The organism is Lentzea sp. NPDC055074, from assembly GCF_053608005.1.
This window is the reverse complement of sequence record NZ_JBSGUQ010000014.1, coordinates 156,028-168,043: the sequence shown is the minus strand read 5'-3', so window position 1 is coordinate 168,043 and position 12,016 is coordinate 156,028. Positions and strand designations below refer to the sequence as shown.

The following is a 12,016-nucleotide window of genomic DNA, read 5'->3' as shown; positions in this document are numbered from 1 at the left end:
CCATGGCCTACCCCGACGACCTGCTGAGCTCCGGCGAGCACGTCGTGATCCACAAGCGCCCCCACTGGAAGGTGTTGGTCTTCCCGGTGTTCTGGCTGCTGGTGGTGGTCGCGCTCGGCACCTACCTCGCCGGGCTCGTCGGGGACCAGTCGTGGGCCTCGATCGCGTGGATCGTGCTGGCGGTCATCGGGGTGGTGCTGGTCCTGTGGCTGACCGCCGCGCCGCTGGCGAGGTGGCGCACCACGCACTTCACCATCACGACGGAGCGCGTGATGTACCGCGAGGGCGTGTTCAAGCGCACAGGCCTCGACCTACCTTTGTCGCGTGTCAACAGCGTGATGTTCGAGCACTCTTTGCTGGACAGGGTGCTGGGGTGCGGCACCCTGACCATCGAGTCCGTGTCGGACGAGCGGCTCGTTGTCGACGACGTGCCGTCCGTGGAGAAGGTGCGCATGATGTTGTACCGCGAGGTCAACGACAACCCTTCTGACGACTTCCACCCGCAGGGCGCCTGATGGGCGCGCGTGAGGCCGGACTGCCCGACGTGGTTCCGGGTGGGGGCCTGCCCTCGCGGGTGACCATCTGGGAGGTCGGGGCTCGGGACGGGCTGCAGAACGAGTCCGTCGTCGTTCCCGTGGCGGTGAAGCTGGAGTTCCTGGACCGGTTGGCTTCCGCCGGGTTGTCCGTTTTGGAGGCCACCTCGTTCGTGCATCCCAAGTGGGTGCCGCAGTTGGCCGACGCCTCGGAGCTGCTGGCGGGTCTTCGGCAACGGGACGGCGTGACCTACCCCGTGCTGGTGCCCAACGAGCGAGGGCTGGATCGGGCTCTGGAGGCCGGGGTCACGCACATCGCGATCTTCGCCTCCGCCACGGAGACGTTCGCCTCGCGCAACCTGAACCGCACGCTGGACTCGCAGTTCGAGATGTTCGAACCGACCGTTTCCCGTGCGTTGGCGGCAGGTCTGGACGTGCGCGGGTACGTGTCGATGTGCTTCGGCGACCCGTGGGAGGGCGCCGTCGACCGGTCCCAGGTGGTGGCTGTCGGCGAACGCCTGCTGGACATGGGGTGTTCGCAGCTGTCATTGGGCGACACCATCGGCGTCGCGACCCCCGGTCAGGTCGAGGCGTTGCTCGCCGGCTTCCGCGACGTTTCCCGGTTGGCCGTGCACTTCCACGACACCTATGGGCAGGCGTTGTCCAACACGTTGGCCGCTTTGCGTTGCGGCGTGACGACTGTGGACTCGTCGGCCGGTGGGCTGGGCGGGTGTCCGTACGCCGAGTCCGCGACGGGGAACCTCGCCACCGAGGACCTGGTGTGGATGCTCGACGGGCTCGGCGTCGAGACCGGCGTCGACCTCGACAAGTTGGTCGAGACCTCGGTGTGGATGGCCGAGCGGCTGGGGCGGCCCAGCCCGTCGCGCGTCGTGCGCGCGCTGGCGAAGTAGCTCAGCCGCGTGCGGTGAACATCCCGGTGGCGACGAACCGGAAGACCAGTTCGTCGCCCCGCTTCGCCGTTCCCGCGAACTCCACCAGGCCCAGCTCCGGGCGCTTCTTCGACAGCCGTGCGCTGAGCACCTCCGCCGCGAACGTGAGCGTGTCGCCGGGGTAGACCGGCGCCAGCCACGAGAGCTCCCGGCCTCCCGGCGAACCCTGCGAGGTCGAGTCCGCGAGGACCTCGTCCACCCAGCGGCGCATCCACAGGGACGCGGTGTACCAGCCCGAGGCGGACAAACCGCCGAAAATCGAGTTCTTGCCCGCCTGCTCGTCCAGGTGGAACGGTTGCGGGTCGAACTTCCTCGCGAAGTCCAGCATGTCGTCCCTGTCGACGGTGAGCTCGCCGAGCGGGATGATGCGGCCTGCGGGGAGATCTTCGAAGGCGATCATCTCGTTGATCCTAGTAACTGAAACCGCTGGGAACCGATCTATGGGCGACGGCGTCCTAGAGCCCGAGCCCAGGGCTATGCGTGTGAGGGGGACTCGGTGGACGACCACCGTGCGCAGGTCGAGGAGATGCTCGCCGACTACCGGCGCAGCCGTGAGCAGCTTGCTTCCGTTCAGCGCGAGCTCGCTGCCGTGTCCGGGCGGGCCGCCAGTCCTGACGGGACGGTCGAGGCGACCGTCGGGTCCGGCGGCCGGCTCGTGGGGCTGGAGCTCTCCGAGATGGCCTATCGCAGGCATCGGCCCGAGCAGCTGGCCGAGTTGATCGTGCGCACAGTCGCGGCCGCTGCCGCCGGTGCCGCCGAGGAGACCTACCAGGCGTTGAGCGCAGTGCTGCCGACTGCCACGGATCCCGCGGCCTTGGTCGCGGGCACTGCCGATCTGCGGCCGGACGAGTACGCGCCCGACGACACCGAGACCGTGGACCTGGGGCACCAACCCGTTCGTCGGGGCATGGACGACGACGAGGACAACGAGCAACGGGAGAGCTGGCTCGACTCCGAGCTCATCGACAGGAGGGTCCGATGACCGGGTACTCGGCCGACCTCGAGCGGCTCGACGCCGGGGCGCGCGAGCTCAAGGGGTTCGCGGGGCAGGCGGGCGAGATCGCGGGGACGCTCGATCGCGCCCTCGCCTCGTTCGGTGCCTGCTGGGGGGACGACGCCGTCGGGCGGAGTTTCGCCGCCTCGCACGAGAAGCCCTCCGGTGACGCCACCGGTGCCGTGCTGGGACTCGCCTCGACGTTGGGGGACGTGAGCGACAAGCTCGCCGCCACCGCGTCGACCTACCGGCACGTCGAAGAGAGCAACTCGTCCGCGATGAGAAGGTTGGACGGCTGACATGGGCATCGAGCTTCCCGCCGAACTCACCGCCATCGCCGCCAAGGCCGGTGTCTCGTGGCCCAAGGCCGACGAGGACGCCATGCGGTCCAGCGCCACCGCGTGGCGCGAGGCGGGCGACAAGATCAAGAGTCTCGGCACCACCTCCGACGGTGCCGCCAACCGCGCGCTGAACGGCATGACCGGTGGTACCGGTGACGCCGCGCGCGGGCGGTGGGCCAAGGTCGTCGCCCCGGACGGCGACTTCCACCGCGCCTCCCGCGGGTGCCACGCCGCTGCCGACCGCCTCGACCACGCCGCCAAGCAGGTCGGTGCCGCGAAGGTCGAGATCGTCCGCGAGCTGGTCGCGCTCGCCAAGAACAACGACGCCGCCGCGGCCTCGGCCAGTACCGGCAACCCCGCGGCGGTGCTCGGCCTCGACACGCTCACGAAGGGTGCCGCGGCCAACGTCGCGAACCTCCAGAGCATGCTGACGTCGGCCATCCGCCTCGACAGCGGCCTCGACATGAGTCAGAGCACGAACCCCGTCAACACCGCTCCCGGCTCCCACGGCCCCGGCAACGGAACCGGCGGTCTGCTGTCGCCCGTCACGGACGTCCTCGGTGGCGTGGTGGCCCCGGTGGCAGCCGTCGTCGCTCCCGTCGTCGAGCCCGTTACCGCCGTGGTCGCTCCTGTGGCCGAAGGCGTGGCACCCGTTGTCGGCGCGGTGACCGCTCCGGTCGCTCCTGTCGTCGGTGCCGTGACGGCGCCGCTCGCGCCCGTTGTCGGTGCTGTCACCGAGGCTGCCGCACCGGTCCTCGACGCCGCCGCTCCCGTCACCGCACCCGCTGCCGCTGTCGTGCAGCCGGTCGTGGACGCGGTACCGGGCGGCCGTGACGTCGCCGGGCCCGTGTTCGACGGACGGGGCGACGGAGACGGTCCCGGCCAAGGACATGGCGACGGCCGTGGTGACGGTCGCGGCGAAGGCCGTGGTGAGGGCAAGGGGCCGGTTCCCGGTCTCGTGGCCAACCCGGTCCAGGCCGTCGGCCAGGTCGTCGCGCCCGTCGCGCACCCGGTGGCCGACGCGATCCCGAGCGTCGCGGGCCACCTCGGCCCGATCGCCGACGGCACGACCCAGGCGTCCGGTGCCGCCGTGCTCGACCAGCCCCTGATCCGCGGCGGTGAGGTCCCCGGCCAGGGACCTTCCGCACCCCAGGCCGCGGCCCCCGCCGCTCCCTCCGCCCAGCCCGCTCCCGCGGGTCCGGCGATGGGCAGCCCGATGGGTGGCGCTCCGGCCGCCGGTCCGATCGGTGGCGCTGTCGGTGCTGCTCCGGCGGCGGCGGCGTCCGCGGTCGGTGGCGTCGTGGGGCAGCAGCAGAGCGGTGCGCAGGCTCCTGGCCAGCAGGGTCAGGCCGCGCAGCAGTCCCAGCAGGCGGCCAAGGCCGTGGACGCGAAGGCCGCCGAGGCCGCCAAGGCGACGGAGGCCAAAGCGGGCGAGGCCAAGTCCGGCGAGCTCAGGTCCGGTGACGCCAAGCCCGGTGCGCAGGCCGCCGCGGCCAAGACCGGTGCCCCCGGCGCGATGCCGGGCTCGGGTCAGGCGCTCGGCAACCAGGCCGCGCAGTTCGGTGGCCAGGCCGGCGTCCAGCCGAACCAGGCGCAGGGGCCGGGCCAGGCCTCGTCCGGCACGCAGACCGCCTCGCACGGGCAGAGCCCGCAGGCCCAGCTGGCGGCGAAGGACGCCCTGGCGAAGGAACAGGCGGCCAGGGACGCGCAGGCGCAGGCCTGGGAGTTCGGCGACCAGGACGGCGACGCCGCCGGTGCGCAGAAGGTCGGCGACACGATCGCCAGCCCGTCCGCACCGGGTGCCGACGTCGACCTGGGCGACCGGTCCACCGGCACGGCGGGCCCGCTCGCCACCGTCGACACCGGCGGTCACCCGGTGTCGCACGCGCTCAGCGACCGCCTCGAGAACCGCCAGGAGCAGACCCTGGCCGGTGCCGGCCTCGCCGGTGAGATCCTCGGCCACACCTACACGGCAGCGGCCGCCGGCAGCTGGTTCATGGCGATCTTCCTGAGCGCGGGCAGGGCCCCGCGCCTCGCCCCGAAGCCGGCCCGCCAGCTCCCGCCGCCTCCGCGGACCGAGGAGCAGGCCGTCCCCAGGTTCGCCCCGGACGACCACCCGCAGCGGATCGACACGTCCTCGACGCAGCCGTCCCCGCAGCACGACGGCCTCGGCAAGGATCACCCGATCGTGCAGGCCCTCCTCGAAGGTCACGACCCGCTCGCGGGCATGCACGAACGCGACTGGGAGAGCCTGTTCCAGCACGAGGACGGCACTCCGCGCTGGCCGGCCGAACGCGAGGGCGGCTACGAGGACAGCCAGCCGGAGATCGTCGCGGCGGGCACTGAGCTCGACCGGTTCGGCACCCCGGAAGGCCGTGTCCTGAGCACCGCGGGCACCCCGTTCGCCCAGCGCTCGCTGCCGCCCCAGGCAGCGGACGAGGGCTACCGGCGCTATCGCGTCGAGAAGGACCTGCCCGTGCACCGCACGATCAGCGCGCCCTGGTTCGGCCAGCCCGGCGGCGGCAGCCGGTACCGCACCACCTACCCCGTCGCGGACCTCGTCGCGCTCGGCTACCTCACGGAGATCACCGCATGAACGTCGAACAGCTGCCCGAGTGGCTGACCAGGATCGGCGTGCCGGACGACGTCGTCAGCATCGGTGAGGAGGCGGAGGGGCGCTGGTGCCTGCTCGCCGACGACGACGGCAAGGGCCACGAGGTGTTCTGGCAGGAGCAGGGCAACCGCTACGACTGGGCCCGGTTCGACGACGAGAGCGTGGCGTGCCACTACCTCTTCGGCCGGCTGGCCTGGGCCCAGGTCGCGCGCGGAAGCCTTACCGTGCCAACAGCTTGAGCGCGGCCTCGTGCAGGTGGCCGTTCGACGTCAGCACGCTGCCGCCGTCGTAGCGCTCCTCGCCGTCCAGCGAGGTGAAGCGGCCACCCGCCTCGGTCACCAGCACCTGGAACGGGGCGATGTCCCACGGGTTCGCCACGCACTCGGGTGCCAGGTCGATGGCACCCTCGGCGACCAGGCAGTGCTGGTAGAAGTCGCCGAACGCGCGGCTCTCCCAGGTCGCGTCCACCAGGCGCAGGTACGCCTCGCGAGAGTGGTACTCGACCCACGACTTGATGTCCGTCGTCGACACGTAGGCGTCTTCGAGAGAACGCACTCCGGACACGGAGATCGCGCGCTCACCGGAGGCGTCCGACGCGAACGCGCCCCCGCCCGCGGCCGCCCACCAGCGGCGGCTCAGCGCGGGCGCGGACACGACGCCGACGACCGGCACGCCGTCCTCGACCAGGGCGATCAGCGTCGCCCAGATCGGCACGCCGCGCAGGAAGTTCTTCGTGCCGTCGATCGGGTCGAGCACCCAGACGCGGGACGCGTCGAGCGTGCCGCCGCGTTCTTCACCCATGACGACGTCGTCGGGGCGTTCGGAGGCCAGCACGGCACGCACCGCGTCCTCCACCGCGACGTCGGCATCGGTGACGGGCGTGCGGTCCGGCTTGCGCTCCACGGCGAGGTCGTGGGCGCGGAAACGGGTCGCGGTGATCGCGTCGGCGGCGTCGGCGAGGCGGAGGGCGAGTTCGAGATCAGCATCGTGGCGTGACACGCGGCGATCGTTCCACGAATACGCTGGGGCCCGTGAGCGTGGTGTTGCTGGCCGAGGACGACCCGGCCATCGCCGAACCACTCTCCCGCGCGTTGACGCGGGAGGGCTATTCGGTGCAGGTCGTCGGGGACGGGCCCAGTGCCTTCGAAGCCGCCATCACCGGGGGCATCGACCTCCTGGTGCTGGACCTCGGCCTGCCGGGCATGGACGGGCTGGAGGTGTGCCGGCGACTGCGGCAGAGCGGCCGGGGCGTGCCCGTGCTGATGCTCACCGCCCGGGCCGACGAGGTCGACTTCGTGGTCGGGCTCGACGCGGGCGCGGACGACTACGTCGCCAAACCGTTCCGCCTGGCCGAGCTGATGGCCCGCATCCGGGCCCTGCTGCGCCGCCGTGCGCCGGGGACGCTGGAGGTCAACGGCGTGCGCGTCGACCTGGCCGCCCGCCGCGTCACGGTCGACGGCGGCGAGATCCAGCTCGCGAACAAGGAGTTCGAGCTGCTCAAGGTGCTGATCCAGCGCGCCGGTCAGGTCGTGAGCCGCGACGAGATCCTGTCCGAGGTCTGGAACGACCCGGACCTGAAGGGCAGCAAGACGCTCGACATGCACATGTCCTGGTTGCGCCGGAAGCTCAGCGACGGCACCCCCAACTCCGCCGAGAAGCGCATCGCGACCGTGCGCGGCCGCGGATTCCGCTTCAACGCCGACTAGTGCGCCGCCGGATCCTGCGGGCGATCCTGCTCGCCGTCGCCGTCACCGGGTTCGTGCTGGGCCTGCCGCTCGGGTACTCGGCGCTGACGCTCGTCGAGGACACGGCTCGCGGCGACCTGAACGAGAGCGCCCAGCGCATCGCGACGGAGCTCGACGACCAGATCGCGAAGCGGCAGCCCCTCGACATCGAGGAGGTCCGGGTCGCGATCCCGACCGACGGCCGCCTGACGGTCGTGTCGGGAGGCGCCACGCAGGTCACCGGCCCGTCGCCCGGCGCCGACCCGCTGACGGTCGAACTGCCGATCGCCCAGGAGGGCACCGTCCGCCTGGAGATCCCGTCCGGCCCGATGCACACCACGCAGTACCAGGTGGCGGGTCTGGTGCTGCTGCTGCTCGCGGTCTCCGTCGGCACCGGCACCATCGTCGCCCTGGTCACGGCGCAAACGCTCGCGCGGCCGTTGGGGCACGTGGCCGCCCGCGCGTCCAAGCTCGGCGCCGGCGACTTCCGCGCCGACGAGCAGCGCTACAACATCCAGGAGCTCGACGCGGTCTCCGACGCCCTCGACACCTCCGCGACCGCCCTGGCCCGCCTGGTTCAGCGCGAACGCGAGCTCGTCGGCGACGTCTCCCATCAGCTCCGCAGCCGCCTCACGGCCCTGCAACTGCGCCTGGAGGCCCTCGCCGAGCACCCCGAACCCGACACGGCCGCCGAGGCCCGCGCGGCACTGGAGCAGGCCGAACGCCTCGCCGCCGTGCTGGACGAGCTCCTCGCCGCCGCCCGCGCGGCCAGGGCCGTCGGCGCCGAACCGCTGGAGCTGCGGCCCGCGCTGACCCTGATCGCCGACGAGTGGCGCGAGCAGGTCAAGAGCCAGGGCCGGGCGTTGCGCGTGCGCGTCCCCGAAGGCCTGCTGGCCAGGGCCACCCCGGCGCGTCTGCGTGAAGCGATCGGCGTGCTGCTGGACAACGCCCTGCGTCACGGCGAGGGCTCCGTCGTGGTCTCGGCCCGCGGTGAGGACGGCACGGTCGTCGTCGAGGTCAGCGACGGCGGTGCCGGTGTGCCGGACGACCTGGCGGCGCACATCTTCGAACGCGGCGTCTCCGGCGGCGGCTCCACCGGTGTGGGGCTGGCGCTCGCACGGGCGCTGGTCGACGCGGACGGCGGCCGGTTGGAGCTGTCCACGGCACGGCCGGCGACGTTCGCCGTGTTCCTGCCGGTGCCGAAGGCCCAGGACGTGGTGGGCATCCCGTGGAAGGCGCCGGTCACCCCGCGCTAGGGCGTGTCCCGGAAGTTCGTCTGGTGGCAGGCGCGGGCGAGAGACCCGGAGACGGTGCCGCCGCGACGTCCTCATACCGGGCGTATTCGGGCGTCGCGGCGGTGCCGTCTCCGTGGCCCTCGGCCGCCACTGCCGCCCGACGGGACTTCCGGGACACGCCCTAGGAGTGGCCGAGCTCCTTCTCGTCCTCGATCGAGCGCGCCCCGCGGGCGTTCTCCTCGGGGAAGACCCAGTTCTTGTAGCCGTACCAGCGGAAGGCCATCGCGATGAGCGTGCCGATGATCTGCGCGCTCAGGAAGTCCGAGATCTCCTCGGTGAGCCTCGACACGTGCGGCTCCTGCAGGTGGAACGCGTAGCGCGCGACGTAGAGCGGCGCCGAGTTCAGCACGATGCCGATGCCGTTGACCAGGAAGAACAGCAACGCCTCGTGGTGACGCTCACGGCCGCCACGGGTGCGGAACGACCACTCCCTGTTCAGGATGTACGACACGATCGTGGCGACCAGCGTCGCGATGATCTTCGCCGTCACCGGGTTGTTCGGCAGGACCACGGTCTTGATCCCGAAGAACAGGACCGTGTCGATCACGAAGCAGGTGCCCCCTACCAGGGCGAACTTGACTAGTTCACGATGCTTCAGCGCGATCGACCGGATCGGCTCCGGAAACCGCGAGATCACTGTTTCGCCTAGGGACACGGGGCGAGTCTACGGAGATCGGGTGAACGCGCCGGTCCGGGCGAGCGCCCGCGTCGGGGAAGACCCAGCGCCGCATCGCCCAGAACTTGAAGCCCGTGGCGAGCAGCATGCCGATGATCGAGCCCGAGACGAAGTCCGCGATCTCCTCGGTCATGACCGGCACGAACGGGGCCTGCAGGCCGAACAGGTGCCGCGACAGCCACAGCGGCAGGATGTTGATGCCCACGCCCAGGCCGCTGACCAGGAAGAACAGCGCGGCCTCGTGGTGGCGTTCGCGGCCGCCGCGGGTGTGGAACGACCACTCGCGGGACAGCACGTACGAGGCGATGATCGCCACCAGCACGCCGATGACCTTCGCCGTGACGACCTTGTCGGTCAGCACGGTGAGCTTCAGCGCGTACCAGACGCCGTTGTCGATGAGGAACGTCGTGCCGCCTACCAGGGCGAACCTGATCAGCTCGCGGTGCTTGTGCAGCAGGAACTGAAGTGGTTCTGGCATCCGGCTCATGGCACGGCGAACGACTGGCAGCACCGCGCCAGCTTACGGATCAAGGTAACGGCGCCGGCCTCCGGGTGTTACAAACCGCGACACAGAGGTGCATGACCTGCACGTTCCGTGACGAACAAAGATCAACTTTTGATCAACTTCGCGGTGGTTCGCAGTCCGGCCAGCCCAGGATCGGGCCGAGCAGTCCGGGAACGAGGCCGGGCTGCGGTTCGCACGGCTCCTCCGTCCGCGGCGGCGTGGTCGACGGGGGCGTCGACGGCGGCGAGGTGTCCGACGGAGGGGTCTCGGGAGTCGAGGGCTCCGTCGGCCCGGTCGGTTCCGTCGGTCCGGTCGGCTCGGTGGGCCCGGTCGGTTTCGTGGGCTCGGTCGGCTTCGTCGGGTCAGTGGGCCGCGTCGGCTTGGTCGGTTCGGTGGTCTGCGTCGTCGTGGTCGTCGTCGGCGGCACCGTGGTGGTGGTCGTCGGCGGGTTCGGCGGTTCCTCGCCCGGCGGGTGCTCCGGCCAGCCCTTCATCGGCACCGTGACGGACTTCGTCGCGTTGCCCAGCGCGGCCGTCACCGTGACGTCCCCGCCGTAGCGCCCGAACGCCCAGAAGGACATCCGGAACCTGTCACCCTTGTCGAGGTCGGCGACGCAGCGGATCGACCGCTTGTCGACCTGCCGGCACTGCCGGTACGGCGCGAAGACCAGGAGGTCCTTCGTCGAGGTGATGTCCAGCTTGAGCGTGCCGGCGCGCGGGCCCCTGTTCACGACCGCGACGTCCGCCCGCGGGTTGTGCCACCACACCTGGTGCCACGTCTTCACGGTGAGGTCGATGTCGTCGTTCACCGGAGGCACGTTGACCTCGACGCTGATGTCGACCGAGACCGACGTGCCCGCGCTGATGACACCGGTGATCGTGCCGGGCACGGCCGAGTCGGTCGCGCGCAGCCGGAAGTGGAACGTCGCCTGCCCGCCGGGCGCGATGCCCAGCGGTGTCACGCACACGATCGTGCCGGTGCCGGCGGGGCAGTTCACGGTCTGGTCGGCCGAGCCGTCCGGCTGCAGCAGCCGCGCCCCGGCGAAGCCCGCCGGGCCCCCGGTCGACACGACTCCCGGCGGCAGGTTCAGCACCATGCTCGCGGGCGGTGCCGCGGTGCCGCCGGTGTTGCGGACGGTGATCGGGAAGTCCTTGGGCTCCTCGCCCGGCGTCAGCGAGTACCCGCTGGGGGTGGTCGGCGTGAGCGACGGGGGAGCGGGCGCGGGAGGTTCCGGAGCAGGGGGTTCGGACGGCGCGGGAGGCGCCGGCGGGGTCACCGAGGGCGGCGGCTCCGTCGTGGTGGTCGTCGTCGGAGGCGGCGGCTGCGTGGTGGGGCTCGGGGAGGGCGGCACCGGCGGCACGGTCTGCCGCGGCGGCTGCACCTGCGTCTGCGCCGGAGGGGGATCGATCGCCTGGACCACCGGCGTCTGCTGCTCGCCGCCGGCCGCGGCCAGCGCGATCGCCACGGCCGCGGCCACGGCGGCGGCGGAACCACCGACCGTGACGAGCTGACGGGGGATCGCCGCACCCACCGCGCCCGCGCCACCCGCGGCCGCTCCGGCACCGACGACGGCCGTCGTCGTCCCGGCCGCCAGCAGGTACGTCGTGGCACCGATGCCCAGCACCAGCGGGGCGACGAAGATCCGCAGCGCGCCGTTGACGTCCGCGAGCTCGGCGGCCAGCGCGCGGCACCGGCCGCACTCGTCGAGGTGCGTCTCGACCTGGGTCGCCTCGCGCTTGGACAGGCCCGCGCGGGTCCAGGCGCCGAGCCGGTCGACGGTCGCCTTGCAGCGCTCCGCCTCCGTGTCGGCCAGGTGCATCTGCAGGTACTGCTGCTTGAGGCCCTCACGGGCGCGGTAGGCGAGCGCGGACACGCCGTTGGCCGTCAGCCCGAGCAGCGGGGCGACCTCGGCGGGCGACTGGCCCTCGATCTCGGTGTGCCAGAGCACCATCTGCCAACGTTCGGGCAGGGCGGCGAACGCGCGGGCGGCGAGCGAGCGCTCCAGCCCGGCCACGGCGGTGTCGCTGAACTGCACGGCCGGTGCGACGTCGGTCATGTCCTCGGTGAGGTCGACCTTCTTGTCGCGCCGCGTCTTGTCGTAGGCGGTGTGGCGCAGGGCCGTCAGGAGGTACGCGCGGAACGCGGAGTCGGGGCCACGCCCTGCACGGAGCGTGTCCAGCACCTTCGCGAACGCCTCGGAGACGAGGTCGTCGGCCTCCGCCTGGGAACGCGCCAACTGGCGGGCGAGGTTGTAGGCCGCCGAGACGTGGCGTTCGTACAACTGGCCGTAGGCGTCGATGGTCCCGCCGCGCACGGACTCGATGAGTTCCGCGTCGCTCGGTCCCTGGACGTCTGCAGGAACGATCGCCACAGTCTTTGTTCCC

At 71.8% G+C, this 12,016-nt stretch carries 13 protein-coding genes; 8 read left to right on the top strand and 5 right to left on the bottom strand.

The window, feature by feature from the left end; all coding sequences use genetic code 11:
* The first annotated feature begins 2 nt into the window (after positions 1–2).
* Positions 3–515: a PH domain-containing protein gene (locus tag ACWF7A_RS28940; protein WP_452253633.1), complete on the top strand. Its 513-nt coding sequence runs from the start codon at positions 3–5 to the stop codon at positions 513–515.
* Positions 515–1,444, top strand: coding sequence for a hydroxymethylglutaryl-CoA lyase (locus tag ACWF7A_RS28935; RefSeq protein ID WP_452253632.1), 930 nt, complete (start codon positions 515–517; stop codon positions 1,442–1,444). The genes ACWF7A_RS28940 and ACWF7A_RS28935 overlap by 1 nt, the downstream gene beginning before the upstream one ends.
* Position 1,445: 1 nt before the next feature.
* On the opposite strand, the gene ACWF7A_RS28930 is transcribed toward ACWF7A_RS28935, so the two are convergent.
* On the bottom strand, positions 1,446–1,883 hold the full coding sequence (locus ACWF7A_RS28930) for a MaoC family dehydratase (RefSeq protein ID WP_452253631.1): 438 nt from the start codon (positions 1,881–1,883) through the stop codon (positions 1,446–1,448).
* 96 nt (positions 1,884–1,979) lie between these two features.
* Here ACWF7A_RS28930 and ACWF7A_RS28925 point away from each other — a divergent pair, with 96 nt between their 5' ends.
* The 4 genes from ACWF7A_RS28925 to ACWF7A_RS28910 are packed head-to-tail and all read left to right on the top strand — an operon-like array spanning position 1,980 to position 5,671.
* Positions 1,980–2,465, top strand: coding sequence for a YbaB/EbfC family nucleoid-associated protein (locus tag ACWF7A_RS28925; protein ID WP_452253630.1), 486 nt, complete (start codon positions 1,980–1,982; stop codon positions 2,463–2,465).
* Positions 2,462–2,776 carry a hypothetical protein gene (locus tag ACWF7A_RS28920; protein ID WP_452253629.1) on the top strand — a complete coding sequence of 105 codons (315 nt, stop codon included), beginning with the start codon at positions 2,462–2,464 and terminating at the stop codon, positions 2,774–2,776. Before ACWF7A_RS28925 ends, ACWF7A_RS28920 begins: the two co-directional genes overlap by 4 nt.
* A gap of 1 nt (position 2,777) precedes the next feature.
* A complete protein-coding gene (locus ACWF7A_RS28915) occupies positions 2,778–5,414 on the top strand; it encodes a TNT domain-containing protein (RefSeq protein WP_452253628.1) in 2,637 nt (878 codons plus the stop codon).
* Entirely contained in the window at positions 5,411–5,671 is a 261-nt protein-coding gene (locus tag ACWF7A_RS28910) for a hypothetical protein (protein ID WP_452253627.1), read from the top strand. The genes ACWF7A_RS28915 and ACWF7A_RS28910 overlap by 4 nt, the downstream gene beginning before the upstream one ends.
* Here the strand turns inward: ACWF7A_RS28910 and hisN are convergent.
* Positions 5,652–6,431: a histidinol-phosphatase gene (gene hisN, locus ACWF7A_RS28905; RefSeq protein ID WP_452253626.1), complete on the bottom strand. Its 780-nt coding sequence runs from the start codon at positions 6,429–6,431 to the stop codon at positions 5,652–5,654. The genes ACWF7A_RS28910 and hisN overlap by 20 nt on opposite strands.
* A 32-nt stretch (positions 6,432–6,463) precedes the next feature.
* On the opposite strand from hisN, the gene ACWF7A_RS28900 reads away from it, so the two are divergent.
* Together ACWF7A_RS28900 and ACWF7A_RS28895 are read left to right on the top strand one after the other, a co-directional pair.
* Positions 6,464–7,138, top strand: a complete 675-nt coding sequence (locus ACWF7A_RS28900; protein ID WP_189154335.1) for a response regulator transcription factor — start codon at positions 6,464–6,466, stop codon at positions 7,136–7,138.
* Positions 7,138–8,412 (top strand): ATP-binding protein, encoded by a 1,275-nt coding sequence (locus ACWF7A_RS28895; protein WP_452253625.1) that lies wholly within the window; start codon positions 7,138–7,140, stop codon positions 8,410–8,412. The genes ACWF7A_RS28900 and ACWF7A_RS28895 overlap by 1 nt, the downstream gene beginning before the upstream one ends.
* Positions 8,413–8,572: 160 nt before the next feature.
* Here the strand turns inward: ACWF7A_RS28895 and ACWF7A_RS28890 are convergent, their stop codons facing one another.
* The 3 genes from ACWF7A_RS28890 to ACWF7A_RS28880 form a co-directional block, all read right to left on the bottom strand.
* On the bottom strand, positions 8,573–9,106 hold the full coding sequence (locus ACWF7A_RS28890; RefSeq protein WP_452253624.1) for a GtrA family protein: 534 nt from the start codon (positions 9,104–9,106) through the stop codon (positions 8,573–8,575).
* Complete coding sequence (locus ACWF7A_RS28885) at positions 9,036–9,635, bottom strand: GtrA family protein (protein ID WP_452253726.1); 600 nt, start codon at positions 9,633–9,635, stop codon at positions 9,036–9,038. The genes ACWF7A_RS28890 and ACWF7A_RS28885 overlap by 71 nt, the downstream gene beginning before the upstream one ends.
* A 112-nt stretch (positions 9,636–9,747) precedes the next feature.
* Complete coding sequence (locus tag ACWF7A_RS28880; protein WP_452253623.1) at positions 9,748–12,003, bottom strand: sigma-70 family RNA polymerase sigma factor; 2,256 nt, start codon at positions 12,001–12,003, stop codon at positions 9,748–9,750.
* Positions 12,004–12,016 lie beyond the last annotated feature (13 nt).

Bases quoted from the DNA above. Each gene is read 5' to 3' on its own strand.
- ACWF7A_RS28940 (WP_452253633.1), top strand. From the start codon at position 3: ATGGCCTACCCCGACGACCTGCTGAGCTCCGGCGAGCACGTCGTGATC.
- ACWF7A_RS28935 (WP_452253632.1), top strand. From the start codon at position 515: ATGGGCGCGCGTGAGGCCGGACTGCCCGACGTGGTTCCGGGTGGGGGC.
- ACWF7A_RS28930 (WP_452253631.1), bottom strand. From the start codon at position 1,883: ATGATCGCCTTCGAAGATCTCCCCGCAGGCCGCATCATCCCGCTCGGC.
- ACWF7A_RS28920 (WP_452253629.1), top strand. From the start codon at position 2,462: ATGACCGGGTACTCGGCCGACCTCGAGCGGCTCGACGCCGGGGCGCGC.
- ACWF7A_RS28915 (WP_452253628.1), top strand. From the start codon at position 2,778: ATGGGCATCGAGCTTCCCGCCGAACTCACCGCCATCGCCGCCAAGGCC.
- ACWF7A_RS28910 (WP_452253627.1), top strand. From the start codon at position 5,411: ATGAACGTCGAACAGCTGCCCGAGTGGCTGACCAGGATCGGCGTGCCG.